This is a genomic window from Pinirhizobacter soli (genome assembly GCF_015905305.1).
Lineage (GTDB): Bacteria > Pseudomonadota > Gammaproteobacteria > Xanthomonadales > Rhodanobacteraceae > Pinirhizobacter > Pinirhizobacter soli.
Genome location: NZ_JADZLQ010000002.1, coordinates 691,098 through 707,603 on the forward strand (window position 1 = coordinate 691,098; position 16,506 = coordinate 707,603).

Below are 16,506 nucleotides of genomic sequence, written 5' to 3' on the forward strand. Positions count from 1 at the left end.
TCCGGGCATGTCCATCGAAAAACTGCGCAATATCGCCATCGTCGCCCACGTCGACCATGGCAAGACAACCCTCGTCGACCAGCTGCTCAAGCAGTCCGGCACGCTCGCCGAGCGCACCGTGCTTGCCGAGCGCGCGATGGACTCCAACGACCAGGAAAAGGAACGTGGCATCACGATCCTTGCCAAGAACACCGCCATCAGGTGGCGCGACAACCGCATCAACATCGTCGACACCCCAGGCCATGCCGACTTCGGCGGCGAGGTCGAGCGCGTGCTGTCGATGGTCGACTCGGTGCTGATCCTGGTCGATGCCCTGGACGGCCCGATGCCGCAGACGCGCTTCGTCACCAGCAAGGCCTTCGCCATGGGCTTCAAGCCCATCGTGGTGGTGAACAAGGTCGATCGTCCCGGCGCCCGCCCGGACTGGGTGGTCGACCAGGTGTTCGACCTGTTCGATAAGCTCGGCGCCACCAATGAGCAGCTGGACTTCCCCATCGTCTACGCCTCTGCCCTGAACGGCTATGCCAGCCTCGATTCGGAAACCCGCGAAGGCGACATGACCCCGCTGTACGAAGCGATCATGCAGCACGTGTCCAAGCCGGACGTCGATCCGGACGGTCCGTTCCAGATGCGCATCAGCCAGCTCGACTACAACAGCTTCGTCGGCCTGATCGGCATCGGCCGCATCCAGCGCGGCAAGATCAAGAAGAACATGCCCGTCAGCATCGTCGGCCCGGATGGCAAGAAGCGCCAGGGCAAGGTGCTGCAGGTGCTCGGCTTCATGGGCCTGGAACGCATCGAAGCGGAGGAAGCCGAGGCCGGCGACATCGTGGCCATTTCCGGCGTCCAGGAACTGGGCATTTCCGATACCGTCTGCGCCCTCGACTCCCCCGAGGCCCTGCCGGCCCTCACGGTGGACCAGCCGACCATCAGCATGACCTTCCAGGTGAACAATTCCCCGTTCGCCGGCAACAAGGACCTCTCCGGCGGCAAGTTCATCACCAGCCGCCAGCTGCGCGAGCGCCTGGAGCGCGAGACGCTGCACAACGTGGCGCTGAAGGTGGAAGAAGGTTCCGATCCGGATAAGTTCCTGGTCTCCGGCCGCGGCGAACTGCACCTGTCGGTGCTGATCGAAAACATGCGCCGCGAAGGCTACGAACTGGCCGTGTCCCGTCCCGAGGTGATCATCAAGGAAATCGACGGCGAGCTGAAGGAGCCGGTCGAGCAGTTGGTGATCGACATCGAAGAGCAGCACCAGGGCGGCGTGATGGAGAAGCTCGGCGTGCGCAAGGGCCAGCTGAAGAACATGGAGTCCGACGGCAAGGGCCGCGTGCGCCTGGACTACATGATCCCGGCGCGGGGCCTGATCGGCTTCCAGAACGAGTTCAAGACCCTCACCCAGGGCTCAGGACTGCTCTCGCACGTGTTCGACCATTACGGCCCGAAGGAAACCGGCGCCATCGCCAAGCGCCTGAATGGCGTGATGATCGCCAACGCCCCCGGCGCCACCCCGGCCTATGCACTTGGCCCGCTGGAAGAGCGCGGCAAGCTGTTCGCCGCCGAAGGCGACAACGTATACGAAGGCCAGCTGATCGGCATCCACGCCAAGGACAACGACCTCACCGTCAATGCCATCAAGACCAAGCCGCTGACCAACATGCGCGCCTCGGGCAAGGACGATGCCATCAAGCTCACCCCGGCGATCAAGTTCTCGCTGGAGCAGGCGCTCGATTTCATCGAGGATGATGAGCTGGTGGAAGTGACTCCGAAGGAAATCCGCCTGCGCAAGAAGTACCTGACGGAAAACGACCGCAAGCAGGCATCGCGCAAGGGTTGATTCGAACTCTGGTGCGGCAGAAAAAAGCCCGGCATTGCCGGGCTTTTTTTATTCCCGCTACCATGGGGGAATGCCAACCTCCCCCACCGAAGTATTGCTGTCATGGAGTGGCGGCAAGGATTGCCTGATGACCCTGCAGCGCCTGCGGGAGGATGCGTCATGGCGCGTGGTGGGGTTGCTCACCACCGTCAACCAACATTTCCAGCGCATCGCCATGCACGGCGTGCGGCGGGATATCCTCCAGGCGCAGGCCCGGGCACTGGGCCTTCCTCTCGTGGTGGCCGAACTGGAATGGCCTTCGAGCAACGATGCCTACGAAGCTGCCTTCGCCGCGGCGCTGGACGAGGCCCAGGCGCGCTGGCCGGGCCTTCGGCACATCGCCTTCGGCGATCTGTTCCTTGAGGATGTCCGGGCGTATCGCCAGAAGCAGCTTGCGCAACTGGACTGGGAGGGCATCTTCCCGCTGTGGGGCGAAGACACTACCGCACTTGCCCATCGCTTCGTCGCCGAGGGCCACCTCGCCCGGCTTTGTTGCGTGGATACGCAACAACTGCACGGCCGTTTCGCCGGCCACGCCTTCGATGCAAGCCTGCTGGCGTCGTTGCCCGGCAGCGCCGACCCCTGCGGCGAGAGGGGTGAGTTCCACACCTTGAGCTTTGGCGGACCGCTTTTCGAGCACGATCTGCCGTTGCGCCAGGGGGAACTGGTCACGCGCGACGAGCGCTTCCGCTACTGCGATTTTCTCCTCGATGACTGACGACACGGTCGAACACGTCTTGCCGGACGTGATGCTGCCAGGGCTGCGCCTGGTGTTCTGCGGTACCGCCGCGGGAACGCGCTCGGCCCAGGAGCGGGCGTATTACGCCCACCCCGGCAACATGTTCTGGCGCACCGTACACGGCGTGGGCCTGACGCCGCGTCTTCTTCGTCCCGAGGAATTCCTGTTGCTGCCGACCTTCGGCATCGGCCTCACCGACCTTGCCAAGCACCACCACGGCAACGATGACGAACTTCCCCGCGATGCCTTCGACGCCGCATCGCTTCGCCTGAAGATCGAGCGTTTCTCACCACACGTGCTGGCCTTCACCAGCAAGAATGCAGCCCGTGCCTTCTACGGCCGCGACGTGGCCTTCGGCGAACAGCCCATCGCGCTTGGTACTACGCGCTGCTTCGTGCTGCCTTCACCGTCGGGCCAGGCGCGCGCTTCATGGCGGATCGAACCCTGGGCGGACGCGGCATCGGCCGCGCTCAGTCATTAAATCAATACGTAGGCGTCGAACGGTACTTGCGCACGTCGTCGATCTGCACCGGTGGCGCGTTGTTGCCCCACGAGCGGCGGATGTAGGTGGTGACGTCGGCCACCTCCTGGTCGCTGAGCTTCTGGGCGAATGGCGGCATCGAATACGGACGGCGGTTGCCGGCCGTGACCGGGGCGAATCCACCGGAGAGCACGATGCGGATGGCGTTGACGCCGACCGGCTCCGCCACCGACGAATTGGCATCCAGCGGGGGATAGACACCGGCAACACCGGTGCCTGAGACGCCATGGCAATCGGCGCAGCTGTCGGCGTAGATCTTCTGCCCGCGCGCCATCGATGCACTGGCGTCGATGTCGTTGCCCTGATCGGGCGCGGGGCGCGGCGGCAGCGATTGCAGGTAGGTGGCAATGGCGGCAAGGTCGTCGTCGGACAGGTACTGCGTGCTCATCTGCACCACTTCGGCCATCGGGCCAAATGCGGTGCCACGTGCCGAACGACCGGTCTTGAGAAGGTCGACGATGTCCTGCTGGCGGAAGTTGGCCAGGCCTCCCCCTTTGGCCATACTGAGGTCGGATGCGTACCAGTCCTGCACCGGAATCAGGCCTCCGGCCAGGCGCGGTGAACTCACCGTGGCGCCCAGCGAATTGCGCGCCGTGTGGCAATCGTTGCAGTGGCCAGGCCCCTGCACCAGGTAGGCGCCCCGGTTCCATGCCGCGGACTTCGACGGGTCGGGGACATATTCGCCCTTGTCGAAATAAAGCAGGCGCCAGGCGCTCATCAACGAGCGCATGCTGTATGGCCAGCTCAGCTGCGGCTCGTCGTTCTTGCGCGATACCCTCGCCACCGTGCCCAGGAAATCGTAAACGGCGTCGACGTCCGCGCGCGTCATCCTGGTGTACGAGGTGAACGGGAACGCCGGGTACAGCAAGGTGCCATCCCGCGATACGCCCTCGTGCATCGCAAGGTAGAACTCGTCCTTTGTCCAAGCGCCAATGCCAGTGGCGCGATCGAAGGTAATGTTGGGCGTGGGGATGCCGCCGAACGGCGTGCCCACGACGCGGCCGCCTGCAAAGGGCGCACCGTTGAGGGCGGTATGGCATGAGGCGCAATCACCGGCGGTGGCGAGGTAGCGGCCACGCTCTACCGACGCCGGATCCGCATGGGCCACGGCAAACCCCGCCAACACCATGCCCAGGGCGAGCGCGGCGCGGAACGCGATGTTCGATGCGCGCATGGTGTTAGCTCCCTACGCTGCCGCAACGAAGCGGCATGGTGACCGAACCCGCCGCCTGGGGGCGCGGGTCATCTGGAATCGGATGCGATGCAAGGTAGGCCGCGGCAGCGCTGATGTCGGCATCGGAAAGATGGCTGACGATGGTGGCCATGCAATCGGGCGCGGCGGCGCGGCGCGTGTCGGTGCGCCAGGAACCCAGCTGGGCGCTGAGGTAGTCGTATGGCAGGCCTATCAGCCCGGGAATGTCCGGCTGCACACCGGTTAGGTTGCTGCCGTGGCATGCGGTGCACGCCGGCACGCCGCGGGCCTTGTCGCCTTGCGTCACCAGTTGCTCGCCACGTGCTTTCTGCGCCGCCGTCATGGAGGGCACCGGATGGGTTCGGTAGGGCACGTCCTGGGCGGCGAAGTAACCAGCGATCTCGCGCAGGTAGTCGTCATCCAGCGGACGCACGGTGTATTCCATGATCGCGTAGTGGCGCAGGCCGTTGCGGAAGTCCTGCAGCTGCCGCACCAGATAGCCTTGCGGCTTGCCCGCCAGGCGCGGGAAGAACGCATTGTCGGAGCCCTCGCCGGACTCGCCATGGCAGGCCGTGCAGCTGGCGATGCGTTGCTTGAGCGTGTCGGGCACCTTGGGCGCGTCGGTCGGCGCGGCATGCGCGGCCATGCCCGTACTGAGCAGCGCCAACAACATCGCAGCGCAACACAACAAGCGGCTCATGGCTTTTCCTTGAGTGGCAGCGACTGCTTGGGCTTCAGTAGATTGTAAACGCCGCCCGTAGTGCTAACGTGAGACAGATCGCCGCATAGGGGAATCCAACGATGACACGTCGCGTCTTGCCGCTGCTCCTGGCCATGGCCTGGACCCTCCCCGCACTCGCCGCCCCGCCGGCACCGCTTCCCGACGACACAGCCTTTGCCTCCATCGCACAATTGAAGGAGCGCTTTGCCCGGGGCGAGCTCACACCCGCGCAGCTGACCGAGCTTTTCCTCACCCGCATCGCCACGCTCGACCAGGCCGGCCCGCGCGTCAATGCCGTACTCGAACAGAACCCCGATGCACTGGCCATCGCGCGCGCCACCAAGCCCGGCAAGGGATCCCTGGCCGGCATCCCGATCCTGCTGAAGGACAACCTGGACACCGGCGACCGCATGCAGACCACCGCAGGCTCCCTGGCCCTGGCCGGTCCCCCGGCGCCTGCCGATTCCACGGTGGCTGCGAAGCTTCGCAAGGCCGGCGCCGTGATCCTGGGCAAGACCAACCTGTCCGAGTGGGCGAACATGCGCTCCAACCACGCCACCAGCGGCTGGAGCGGCCGGGGCGGCCTTACCCGCAGTCCCTACGCCCTGGACCGCAATCCCTGTGGCTCGAGCGCCGGTTCCGGCGCCGCGGTGGCGGCAGGCTTCGCCACCGTCGCTATCGGTACCGAGACCGACGGCTCGATCATCTGCCCGGCCTCGGCCAATGGCATCGTGGGTATCAAGCCCACGTTGGGGCTGGTCAGCCGCGCCGGCATCGTGCCCATCGCGCATAGCCAGGACACCGCCGGTCCCATGGCGCGCAGCGTGGCCGACGCCGCCGCGGTGCTCGGCGCCATCGCCGGCAGCGACCCGCGCGACCCGGCCACCGTGGATGCCAACAAGCACGCCACCGACTACACGAAATTCCTCGACCCGAACGCCCTGCGCGGCAAGCGCATCGGCGTGGTCCGTGCACTGGCCGGCATCGAACCCAACGCCGACCGCGAACTGGATGCCACCATCGAAGTGCTGCGCCAGCAAGGCGCGACCATCGTCGATCCCGTGGTCATTCCGCATTTGAATGAGCTGAGCAACTACGAGTTGCCGATCCTGCTTACCGAGTTCAAGCACGACATCAAGGCCTATCTTGATACGCGCAAGGGTCTGGCCGTCCACGACCTGGCCGACCTCATCGCTTTCAATAACAAGGAAGCCGCCCGCGAGATGCCCTGGTTCGGGCAGGAACTGTTCGAACAGGCACAGGCCAAGCCACCGCTCACCGACCCTGGGTACCTCAAGCAACAGGCCGACGCCAAGCGCCTGGCCGGCCCCGAAGGCATCGATGCAGCACTCGCCGCCGACAAGCTCGATGCCCTGCTCGCCCCCACCTGGGGCCCGACCTTCGTCAACGACCTGGTGCTGGGCGACCATGTAGTAAGCGGCGATCCCACCGTCGGCGGCCCTTCCGCCCCCGCCGCCATCGCCGGCTACCCGTCGATCACCGTGCCGTCCGGCTTCGCCCACGGTCTGCCGGTGGGGATCATGTTCTTCGGCACCAAGTGGTCCGAACCCACCCTGATCGGCATCGCCTACAGCTTTGAGATACACCGCCCGGCGTACCAGCGTCCGAAATTCCTCGATACGGTGGGTGGTACGCCTGTCAGGTGACAACGCACGGCGTTACCAGGCTCTCCATCCGGGGCAGCGATCCAACCGGTGCTCCCAATGTCGCCTCGCTGCACCAGCTTGAGATAGGGAGAGAGATAGCCCGCCACATCGCCCCTGGAGAAGTCGTACACCAGGGGCGCTGAAGTGAGATAGCGGATCCACATACCGTAGTAGAACGGTTGCGGCGTCGGGCCGATGAGAAAGCTATCCACGTCGTCGTTCTGGTCAAGCCATTTGCCAAGCGCTATCAGGTCCGCCGACACGTGCCGCTGTTTGGCAACACGCCATGATTTTTCGATCATCAAGCCCGTCTTGAGCGTGACGACGGCAACGACCACCACTAGTCCACACCTGACCATCCTGTAGAAGCACGCGGAAGTTTCCGCCGCCAACGCGTGGGTCGCGCTTCCTACAAGGACACCAAGGTGCAAGGTCACGAAGTATCCCGCGAGGCGAAACCCTCCGTAGTCGAAACCCTTGATCAGCATTGCTACCTGGGCTGCCGCAAATACAATGAGTACCGCCGCATACAACGCGCGGGCATCTGGAAGACTGGTGTGAATGCGTCGCCGATGTCTCAGGCATAGAGCAAACGCGACCAATGCCAACAGGAACAACGGAACGCCTTCGGCGATATCGCCATGCAGGGAACCGTCGTTCGACCCTCCAATGCCTAGCGTCGTGGCATAGACGACGAAAGCCGCCTTCGCTGCCCATGGAACGACGAGACATCCAAGCAGCAACTCCATTCCGATGGTGCCGATCTTTCGTACGAAGTCCGTCGCTCCTGCAAGCATTTCGATAACGATGGCAAGTACGCGACACGCCATCACGAACACCAGGAGTTCCGGGTAACCGCCCAGGAGGCTCGCAACGAACAACGCACCCAGGACCATTCTGACCCGCGTGTTGCGAACCAGGACCAGCGCCACGTAGGCCGTGGCGGGTGCAAGATTCAAGTTATTGGCGAAATTGGAATTGATCGCCACATATGCCAGCGCGGGACATGCAAACACCATGATCGCCATCGCCCATGGCGATGCCTTCGCTTCATTGCGTCGCCGGTGCCGCACCATGGCGAGCACGGACAGTCCCGCCAACAGCAATCCGGCCCCTTGCACGGCGTTATAGAGATAGAGGGGATCCTTTCCTGAAAGCGCCGAAAGCCATGCCAGGTAGCCTTCGGCAGCAGGGCGCGGTTGCGTGGCTTCGGCACCAAAATAGCTGCGCGAAATGCTGTAGACGGGATCGTCCGGCGAGAAATCTGGCTCGCCGAAAAATGCATGTCCGATCATGTAGCGGGCATTGGAGGTGAAGGTGAAACTGTCCGCGTTTCGCGATCCTTCGAACTGAAGCGCGCCTCCGGCAAGGATCGGAACATTGATCAGGACGACGATCATCATGCCCGTGCCAAGGAAGGCGGCCACGGCACGCCGCTGCGCGCATAGAAGGCGCCAGATGTTACGTCGTATCTTCGCAGGCGCCCACAATGCGGTGAGGGCGAACCCCGTTCCCACGGCCATCCAGGGCGCCGCGATGCCGATGGGGAGCCACATCTGCACAGCCCGGCAAGCGATCAGGATGACCCCCATCCCGATGGCGGCGGCGAATCCCAACCGGCCCACGCCCTGCCCCACACCCAGCCTCACGGCAACCGGCAAACCCAGCGCAAGCGGCAGCGCGCACGCCACGCATAGCGTGGCGAGAAAAAACAGCGATGTATCCACGATCCTCCGGCCCATTCCGTGGGCTGTGCAATGTCCTTATCCGAGGGTCCTTCGCGCACCCCAATCTTTGGGGCTGAAGGACAGTGTCTTAACGCATCAACCGCCGACGTGGCTTGATCGGAAACTTCCCGCGCCAGTATTCGATCAGCAGGTAGCCGCCCAGCATGCCGCCCAGGTGAGCGAAATGGGCCACGCCTGCCTGCGTGCCGGTGATGCCGAAGAAAAGTTCGACCGCGGCATAGCCGGTGACGAAAAGCCAGGCGGGCATCGGTATGGGGATCAGCATCAGCATGATCTTCTCGTGCGGATACATCATGCCGAAGGCCAGCAGCAGGCCGAAGATGGCCCCTGATGCACCGACCGTCGGGAACATCTGGCCGTTCTCGAAGAAGTACATGAATGCGAGTTGGCACAGCCCCGCGGTGAGCAGGCACACGAAGTAGTACAGCAGGAACTGCTTTTCGCCGAACAGGCGCTCGATCTGGCCACCAAACATGAAAAGCGCCAGCATGTTGAACAACAGGTGCATCGCATTGCCGTGCATGAACGCGTAGGTCACCACCTGCCATATCTGAAACAGACCCGGCCCGACCATACCGTCGCTCAAGTCCGGACCCAACGGCCACAGGGCGAAATAGACGACCATGAATTCGCTTGCCAGCTGCTGCAGCAGGAAAACGGCGATATTGGCAATCAACAGGGCGCGGGTAATCGGCGGCAGGTCAAACGGCATGGCAAATCCAGCGTAAGCGATGGCCTAGGGTAACCGAGAACCCTTGGGCGGCGCGGGCACGAAGGACAACCCCGCCAGCACCAGGGCAAGCACCACATAGGCCAGGGTGAAAGGATGGACCAGGGCGCGCAGGTCCCCGGTGAGCGCCCATGGCAGGTACACGCCGCCGGCAAGCTGGGCTGAGTGGATCACGCCGAAGGCAGTAAGCAAGGACCCGAGCAGGGCGATCGCCGCGGCCCGCCGTGGCCGGCCGTCGATCATCGCCACCACCAGGCTGGCCCACAGCATCGAGGTGATGATGAAGCCGTTGCCAAGCATCGTCACCACGGCCAGGTCCGGCAAGCCGTGCGCCGCCGAGGCGTAAAGCTCGGCGAAATGCGCCGGGGGCACCAAGGCCGGATCGCTCAGCTTGATCGTGAGCAGGCGCGCAATGGCCGGAAAGAACGCCACCACCACCGCCGGCCAGTGGCGTTGCGGCGTGGCCTGGAAGGCCTGGGTGCTGATGCTCATCGCCACGTACACGAGGATCGGTGCCAGCACGCATAGCGGCAGCCACTGCACCAGCCCCGAGAGCACGCCCAGGGCGCCGCCGATGCCCACCAGCAGTCCCGTGACCAGCGTGTAGCCGCTGCCCGCACCCATCCCCTTGTAGGCGGGCTGGCCGATGTACGGCGTGGTTTGCGCCACGCCGCCGCAAATGCCTGCCACCAGCGTCGCCAGGGCCTCCACCAGCAGGATGTCCCGTGTGCGGTAATCGTCACCCGCGGCGCGGGCACTCTCGCTGACGTTGATGCCGCCGACGACCATCAGCAGGCCGAAAGGAAGCAGCAGCGGAAGGTACGGCACGGTTGCAGGCAATCCCGCGACGAATCCCAGCGATGGCCAGGGCAGCGCGGGCTGCCACTGCCAGGCCACCGGCGGCTGGTAACCCGTCCCGAGCAGTCCCGCCGGCCCAAGTCCGTAATACAGCGCCACACCCACCACGAACGCCACCAGTACTCCGGGCATGCGCCCGGGCATCGGCCCATGCGCCACCAGCGCATAGAGCACCACGCCAAGACCCGCCAGGCCGACCACCGGCACCTTCATGATTTCCACCAGCGGCAGGAAGCCCATCAGCATGAGCGCGATGCCCGCGATGGAGCCAAGCAGGCCCGCGCGCGGCACCCAGCGCTGGACGGTATCGCCGGGGAACGACAAGACGAACTTGAGCACGCCCATCACCACCAGGCCCGCCATGCCCAGCTGCCACGTGGCGATACCGGCATCATGAGGAGCCATGCCCGCGTGCAGGTAGCCCTGGTAGGCCGGCCCCAGCACCACCAGGGGCATGGCGATGCTGGTGGGAGCGTCCAGGCCCAATGGCATCGCAGTGACATCATCGCGCCCGGTTCGCGCGGCCAGGCGCCGGGCCATCACGGTATAGGCCAGGTTCCCCAGCAACACCCCCAGCGCCGTACCCGGAAACATCCGTTCGAAGACGATATCCGCAGGAAACTGGAAGATCACGATCAAGGCGGTGGAAAGAAAAGCCAGGATCGACAGGTTGTCGACGATCAGCCCGAGCACCCCGTTGAGGTCGCCGGCACGGAACCAGGCGCGCGGCGCGCTCAGAACGATACCTGGGCGGGTGTGGTCACGCGAAGTACCGATTTGTCGCCGGTCCTGGTCTTCCATGCGCTGCGGATCGCCTCGATCTTCGCCCGGTTGTCCGCGGTGTCGGGGTAGTCGATCACCAGCATTTTCGAACGCAGGCGCTCTGGCGCGGCAGCGCCCGTATCCTGCCATTGCCCATACACGTCGAGCACCGACAGCCCATCGGGGAAGCGCGGCGTCACTTCGGTATCAAGGAAGGCGCGCCAGGCATCTTCGCCCACGCCGGTGTTGCCGCCCTCGTCACCCAGGCCGAAATAGAGCCGCGTATCCACCCAGCCCGCCGTCGCCGCCGGGTGCGCCGGGTCCCCATGAAAGGTGGAAGGCGTGGCGCAGCCCGCGAGGGCGGCCAGGGCAAGCATGGGCAGGAATGCGCGAAGGCTCATGCCTCAAGTATCGACAGGCGCGTGCTGCAAGGCAACAAAAAAAACGGTCCGCGAGCGGACCGTTTCGGAACATCCAAGACAACGGATTTCAATCAGATGCGGGCGATGCCGTCCGGGCGCTTGGCGCCGGCGAAACGACGCGACCAGTAAGCTTCCTGCAGGCTGTCCACGCGTACGGTCTTGCCGGTGGATGGCGAGTGGATGAACTGCCCGTTGGCGATGTAAATGCCCACGTGGGACACGCGCTTGCCACGGATGCGGAAGAAGACGAGGTCGCCCGGCTTCATGTCGCTACGGTCGACCTTCAGGCCGGCGGCGAACTGTGAACCGGAATTGGCGGGAAGATCCAGGCCCAGGCTACGGCTGAACACGTAACGGACGAAGCCGGAGCAGTCGAAGCCGGTGGACGGCGTGTCGCCGCCGCGGCGGTAGCGGATGTCGCGCAGCTTCATGGCCAGCTGCAGCAGGACGTGGCGCGGATCGTTGCCGGTGACCGAGGACGAATCGAAGGCGACGCCTTCGGCGGGCATGTCTTCGTCTTCATCGAGCATGGCCAGGGCTTCGACCGTGCCGGGCTTCACATCGCCCTTCGCGGCGGCAGCCGGTGCGCTATCGGTAGTGCCGAAAGCAGCCTGGGCGAGGGCAGGACCGGGCGCATACACCGAAAGGCCGGACATCAGCGCGGCGGCGGGACGAGCAAGGGAGGTGTCAACGGAGTCGGTGGCAAAGACGGAAGCGGCAGGCAGGCAAAGCAGCAGCGCGAACCCTAATTTGCGGTGTATATGCTTGTCTGCCAAGGGCTTTTCCTGCCTTCTGTTGAGGGCGCCGGGAGGCGCGCGACCGTGAAAGAGCAGTGAAAGTACCAAAGCATTTTTGTGAATATGTTCGAAACGAGTTAATTCTTCACAACATTTACGAAGTTTTTTCAGTAGTTGCGATTCATCACACTTTGAGACGGTGCTAGGCCAAGGGATATAGCAAATAGCCCGGGCAATATTAATTTTATGGATGAAAGGAAGCCGATTCAGCTTCGGACGCCGAAGATGGCGCTGCCGATCCGGACTTCCGTGGCGCCTTCGGCAATGGCCAGGGCGAAGTCGCCGCTCATCCCCATCGAGAGCCGGTCCAGGTCGTGTCCTGACTGGCGGCAGGCCTCGCGCAGCTGGTGCAGCTGGCGGAAGCAGCCTCGGACGGCCGCTGGGTCTTCCGAGGCGATGGCCATGGTCATCAGGCCACGCAGGCGCAGGCTGGCGCAGGCATTGAGCTCGTGCAGCAGCCCGGGCAGCGCTTCGGGCGACACGCCGGATTTCGCTTCCTCCGGTGAGGTCTTCACCTGCACCAGCACATCGATGCCGCGCCCTTCCGCCTGCAGGCGACGGTCGAGTTCGTGCGCCAGCTCCATGCGATCGAGCGACTGCACCTCGGAGGCCAGCCTGGCGACATCGCGCGCCTTGTTGGTCTGCAGGTGACCGATCACCACCCATTCCAGCGGAAGGTCGCCAAGGTCGGCGGCCTTGGCGCGGATCTCCTGCACCTTGTTCTCGCCGAAGCGCTTCAATCCCAGGGCCGCCGCCTGGCGAACCACGGCGGCATCGAAGGTCTTGCTTACCGGCAGGATGTTCACCTCGCCGGGCGATCGCCCGGCATCCCGGCAGGCCTGGTCCACGCGCCCGCGCACCGCTTGCCAGCGTGCGGCAAGGTCCGGGGGCGCCGGATCGGTCATCCCTTGGCACCCTCGGCGTAATGGCGTGCCACCACGTCCGCCACCACCATGCTCACCCGCTTGCCGGTGGGAATGTGCAGGAACTCGTTGGGGCCATGGGCGTTGGAGTGCGGACCGAGCACGCCGGTGATCAGGAACTGTGCCTTGGGGAATTTCTCGCCCAGCATGCCCATGAAGGGAATGCTGCCGCCCTCGCCCATGTAGGCCGCGGGAGCGCCGAAGTAGCTTTCCGATGCCTTCGACACCGCGTCGGTAAGCCATGGCGAAAGCTGCGGGGCGTTCCAGCCGCTGCCGTCTTTCTCCAGCGCAAAGGTGACGCGTGCGCCGTAGGGCGGGTCTTTTTCCAGCAACTGCTTGAGGAATGCACCCGCCTTGGCGCCGGAAAGCGTCGGCGGCACGCGCAGGCTCAACTTGACCGACGTCTTGGGCCGCAGCACGTTGCCGGCGCTGTCGAGCGCCGGCAGGCCACCGGCGCCGGTCACCGCCAACTGCGGGCGCCATGAGCGGTTGAGCACTAGCTCGGTAAGGTCGCCGGTCACCGGTTTCATACCTTCGACGAACGGGAACTTGTCGAAGATGTCGTTGCCCAGCACTTCGGCCGAACGACGCGCTTGCTCGCGGCGCTCTTCGGGGATGTCGACGTAGAGCTCATCGGGGATGATGCGGCCGGTGTCCTGGTCTTCCAGGCGCGAGAGCAGCTGGCGCAGGATGCGGAAGCTTGAAGGCACCACGCCCGAGGCATCGCCTGAGTGCACGCCTTCTTCGAGTACCTGCACGGTGAGGTTGCCGCCGGTCATGCCACGCAGGCTGGTGGTGAGCCACAACTGATCGTAGTTGCCGCAGCCGGAATCCAGGCACACCACCAACGACGGGTTGCCGATCCGTGGAGCCAGGTGATCGACGTAGTAAGGAAGATCGTAGCTGCCTGATTCCTCGCAGGCCTCGATCATGATCACGCAACGCGCATGCGGCACGCCCTGCTCGTGCAGCGCCAGCAAGGCGGCGAGCGAGCCGAAGATGGCGTAGCCGTCGTCGGCGCCACCGCGGCCGTACAGGCGATCGCCGCGCAGTACCGGCTCCCAGGGCCCAAGGCCCTCCGACCAGCCAGTCATTTCCGGCTGCTTGTCCAGGTGGCCGTAGAGCACGACGGTGTCGTCGCCCTGCCCCGGCACCTCGATGTAGATCAGCGGCGTGCGGCCTTCCAGGCGCACCACTTCCAGCGTGGCGCCCGGCAAAGCGGCAAGTTTGCCGCGCGCCCAGGTCTCCATCAGGCGCACGGCGTCGTCCATGTAGCCGTGCTCGGCCCACTTTGCGTCGAACATCGGCGACTTGTTGGGGATGCGGATGTACTGCACCAGTTGCGGGACGATTTCGGCGTCCCACAGGTCACCGATGAAGGAACTGATGCGCGAGGTATCCACTGAGGCAGGCCATGCAAAAAGAAGACGGTCATTGTAACCGAGGCATGGGACCACACCGGAAGCGACCTCTGGACCACCCTTTCGCACGCCCTTCACGGCTGCTCGGGACAAGCCGCGGCCACGCATAGTGATCGCGCACCAATCCGGTGCCTGCCCATGGGTCCTTCAACGATGCAACGCACCATCCTTGCCAGCCTTCTGCTGTTTTCCCCGGCTGTATTCGCCGGCACCTCCGTGGATATCAACAAGGCCGACGCCGCCACGCTTGCGCAGTCGCTGGACGGCGTCGGTATCGCGCGTGCCCAGGCCATCGTCGAATGGCGCGAGCAGCACGGCCCGTTCCGCGCCGCGGACGACCTCATCTCGGTCAAGGGCATCGGCAAGGCCATGGTGGAAAAGAACCGTGAATTCATCCAGGTCGAAGCGCCATCGAAGAAAGGCAGCGCCAAGGGGGGCTGACGGCCGACCCGGGGGGCGGCTTGCGCGGCGCGGCGCGGGGGACCACACTCCGCCCGCGCCGCGGCTTTTTCCTGCGGTCAGGCCGACAAGGAGCCGAGGGGCCCGATGATTTCCGTGCGTTACCGGGTGGCACCGTCGTCCATCGAGGGCGCCGGACAGGGGATTTTCCTCGACGAGGACGTCACAGCCGGCAGGATCATGCTGGCGCCCGACGCTATTGATACGACCTATGCCCTGGGGCAAATCGACGCGTCGGAAGAACTTGCGGCCCAGCGCCACGCCATGGCTCGCTGGTTCGAGGATCGCTACACGCTAAGCGCCGACTGGCCCGACGAATGTTTTGTAAATCACAGCTTTACGCCAACGGGGTTATGGCACCTGGGCTTCGTTTTCGCCCTTGAAAACTTGCCCTCCGGGACGGAGATAACCGTGGACTACCGCCATCTCCTGCCACCGGGCGAGGAAGAGGCCTTTATCGACAGCGCCACTGGTGGGAAAATTGTCGGCTTGCCCTGGCCGGCGAGCCTTGCTGAAACCACCCACGCCCTGGCCCGCCTGCTCGGCTGATCCATCCATCGACACTCTCATGCTCATTCCCACCTTAGAAACTGCCCGCCTGCGCCTGACCGCGCTCACCGAGGCGCACTTCAACGACTACGCCGCGATGCTTGCCGATCCGGAAAGCACCCGCTGGGTGGGCGATGGCCAACCATTGGACCGCATGAATGCCTGGCGCTCGATGGCGATGCTGCTCGGCCACTGGACCTTGCGCGGTTGCGGCATGTGGGCGATGGAACTGAAAGACACCGGGCAGTTCGTCGGCCGCGCGGGCCTGATGTGTCCGGAAGGCTGGCCCGACCTCGAGCTTGGCTGGATGCTCAAACCCGAATTCCGCCACCATGGCTATGCCACGGAGGCCGGCGAGGCAGCACTGCAGTTCGCCTTCAACCAGATGCACGTGCAGCGGGTGATCAGCCTGGTGCGCATCGGCAACGAAGCCAGCGACCACGTCGCCGAACGCCTGGGCGCCGAGCTGGTGGACAACATCGAATTCCTCGGCGGCCATACGCACCTGTTCGCCTACTACGCCCCGCATCGAATGAGCCGGCAAGCCGCCGGATGATCTTCGCCGCCCCGCGCCACCTCAACGAGCTTGAATCCATCCCCTGGAGCAATGGCGGGGGCAGCACGACGGAAGTCGCCACCGACGCTACGCCCTGGAACTGGCGGCTGAGCGTTGCCGACATCCGCGTCGAAGGTCCGTTCTCGAATTTCCAGGGCGTGCGCCGGGAGTTCACCGTGCTCGATGCACCGGTGATACTCGCCTTCGACGAGCGGGAGGTGGAAGCCCGGCGGCTGGAGGTGGTTCGCTTCGATGGCGGCACGCCGCCCCATTGCCGACTGCCGGAAAACCCCACGCGCGCGGTCAACCTGATGTTGCGCGGCGATACCGAGGGGATGCTGGTGGCACGCCCGCTGGCGGGATCGATGATGCTGCCCGGCGGTTTCGGCTGGATCGTGCTGTGCATTACCGGCCAGACCACGGTGCAGCGGGGCGCGGACATCTTCAGCCTTGAAGCGGGCATGTTCATGCAGCTGGCGAGCGAGGGCGAACGCGCCCTGCTCGAAGGCGCGGGCGAGGTTGTCCTCGCCCGCCTTTGACGCTGG

At 64.7% G+C, this 16,506-nt stretch carries 17 protein-coding genes; 8 read left to right on the forward strand and 9 right to left on the reverse strand.

What is annotated here, in order from left to right:
* Positions 1 to 7: 7 nt before the first annotated feature.
* From typA to NDK18_RS12950, 3 genes are all read left to right on the forward strand, one after another.
* A complete protein-coding gene (gene typA / locus NDK18_RS12940) occupies positions 8 to 1,837 on the forward strand; it encodes a translational GTPase TypA (protein ID WP_250623927.1) in 1,830 nt (609 codons plus the stop codon).
* 70 nt (positions 1,838 to 1,907) lie between these two features.
* Positions 1,908 to 2,594: a Dph6-related ATP pyrophosphatase gene (locus NDK18_RS12945; RefSeq protein WP_284691718.1), complete on the forward strand. Its 687-nt coding sequence runs from the start codon at positions 1,908 to 1,910 to the stop codon at positions 2,592 to 2,594.
* Complete coding sequence (locus NDK18_RS12950) at positions 2,587 to 3,096, forward strand: mismatch-specific DNA-glycosylase (RefSeq protein WP_250627987.1); 510 nt, start codon at positions 2,587 to 2,589, stop codon at positions 3,094 to 3,096. Before NDK18_RS12945 ends, NDK18_RS12950 begins: the two co-directional genes overlap by 8 nt.
* A 1-nt stretch (position 3,097) precedes the next feature.
* Here the strand turns inward: NDK18_RS12950 and NDK18_RS12955 are convergent, their stop codons facing one another.
* Both NDK18_RS12955 and NDK18_RS12960 read right to left on the reverse strand, forming a co-directional pair.
* A complete protein-coding gene (locus NDK18_RS12955) occupies positions 3,098 to 4,330 on the reverse strand; it encodes a c-type cytochrome (protein WP_250627988.1) in 1,233 nt (410 codons plus the stop codon).
* A gap of 4 nt (positions 4,331 to 4,334) precedes the next feature.
* Positions 4,335 to 5,048 (reverse strand): c-type cytochrome, encoded by a 714-nt coding sequence (locus NDK18_RS12960; protein WP_250627989.1) that lies wholly within the window; start codon positions 5,046 to 5,048, stop codon positions 4,335 to 4,337.
* A 101-nt stretch (positions 5,049 to 5,149) separates the two neighbouring features.
* Here NDK18_RS12960 and NDK18_RS12965 point away from each other — a divergent pair, with 101 nt between their 5' ends.
* On the forward strand, positions 5,150 to 6,736 hold the full coding sequence (locus tag NDK18_RS12965; RefSeq protein WP_250627990.1) for an amidase: 1,587 nt from the start codon (positions 5,150 to 5,152) through the stop codon (positions 6,734 to 6,736).
* On the opposite strand, the gene NDK18_RS12970 is transcribed toward NDK18_RS12965, so the two are convergent.
* The 7 genes from NDK18_RS12970 to NDK18_RS13000 form a co-directional block, all read right to left on the reverse strand.
* Positions 6,658 to 8,463 (reverse strand): hypothetical protein, encoded by a 1,806-nt coding sequence (locus NDK18_RS12970; protein WP_250627991.1) that lies wholly within the window; start codon positions 8,461 to 8,463, stop codon positions 6,658 to 6,660. The genes NDK18_RS12965 and NDK18_RS12970 overlap by 79 nt on opposite strands.
* Before the next feature lie 88 nt (positions 8,464 to 8,551).
* The gene (locus NDK18_RS12975; protein WP_250623935.1) at positions 8,552 to 9,196 is read right to left on the reverse strand and encodes a rhomboid family intramembrane serine protease; all 645 of its coding nucleotides are present in this window, start codon (positions 9,194 to 9,196) and stop codon (positions 8,552 to 8,554) included.
* 24 nt (positions 9,197 to 9,220) lie between these two features.
* Positions 9,221 to 10,873: a hypothetical protein gene (locus NDK18_RS12980; protein WP_250623936.1), complete on the reverse strand. Its 1,653-nt coding sequence runs from the start codon at positions 10,871 to 10,873 to the stop codon at positions 9,221 to 9,223.
* Complete coding sequence (locus NDK18_RS12985) at positions 10,807 to 11,235, reverse strand: DUF3574 domain-containing protein (protein ID WP_250623937.1); 429 nt, start codon at positions 11,233 to 11,235, stop codon at positions 10,807 to 10,809. Before NDK18_RS12985 ends, NDK18_RS12980 begins: the two co-directional genes overlap by 67 nt.
* 92 nt (positions 11,236 to 11,327) lie before the next feature.
* On the reverse strand, positions 11,328 to 12,032 hold the full coding sequence (locus NDK18_RS12990) for a C40 family peptidase (RefSeq protein WP_250623938.1): 705 nt from the start codon (positions 12,030 to 12,032) through the stop codon (positions 11,328 to 11,330).
* A gap of 227 nt (positions 12,033 to 12,259) precedes the next feature.
* On the reverse strand, positions 12,260 to 12,958 hold the full coding sequence (locus NDK18_RS12995) for a YggS family pyridoxal phosphate-dependent enzyme (RefSeq protein WP_250627992.1): 699 nt from the start codon (positions 12,956 to 12,958) through the stop codon (positions 12,260 to 12,262).
* On the reverse strand, positions 12,955 to 14,379 hold the full coding sequence (locus tag NDK18_RS13000) for a M20 family metallopeptidase (protein ID WP_250623941.1): 1,425 nt from the start codon (positions 14,377 to 14,379) through the stop codon (positions 12,955 to 12,957). Before NDK18_RS13000 ends, NDK18_RS12995 begins: the two co-directional genes overlap by 4 nt.
* A 171-nt stretch (positions 14,380 to 14,550) precedes the next feature.
* Between NDK18_RS13000 and NDK18_RS13005 the strand changes: the two genes are divergently transcribed.
* From NDK18_RS13005 to NDK18_RS13020, 4 genes are all read left to right on the forward strand, one after another.
* Complete coding sequence (locus tag NDK18_RS13005; protein WP_250627993.1) at positions 14,551 to 14,838, forward strand: ComEA family DNA-binding protein; 288 nt, start codon at positions 14,551 to 14,553, stop codon at positions 14,836 to 14,838.
* Between the two features lie 105 nt (positions 14,839 to 14,943).
* On the forward strand, positions 14,944 to 15,405 hold the full coding sequence (locus tag NDK18_RS13010) for an SET domain-containing protein (protein ID WP_250623945.1): 462 nt from the start codon (positions 14,944 to 14,946) through the stop codon (positions 15,403 to 15,405).
* Positions 15,406 to 15,424: 19 nt separating this feature from the next.
* Positions 15,425 to 15,961, forward strand: a complete 537-nt coding sequence (locus NDK18_RS13015) for a GNAT family N-acetyltransferase (RefSeq protein ID WP_250623946.1) — start codon at positions 15,425 to 15,427, stop codon at positions 15,959 to 15,961.
* Complete coding sequence (locus NDK18_RS13020) at positions 15,958 to 16,500, forward strand: HutD/Ves family protein (RefSeq protein ID WP_250627994.1); 543 nt, start codon at positions 15,958 to 15,960, stop codon at positions 16,498 to 16,500. The genes NDK18_RS13015 and NDK18_RS13020 overlap by 4 nt, the downstream gene beginning before the upstream one ends.
* The last annotated feature ends 6 nt before the right edge of the window (positions 16,501 to 16,506 follow it).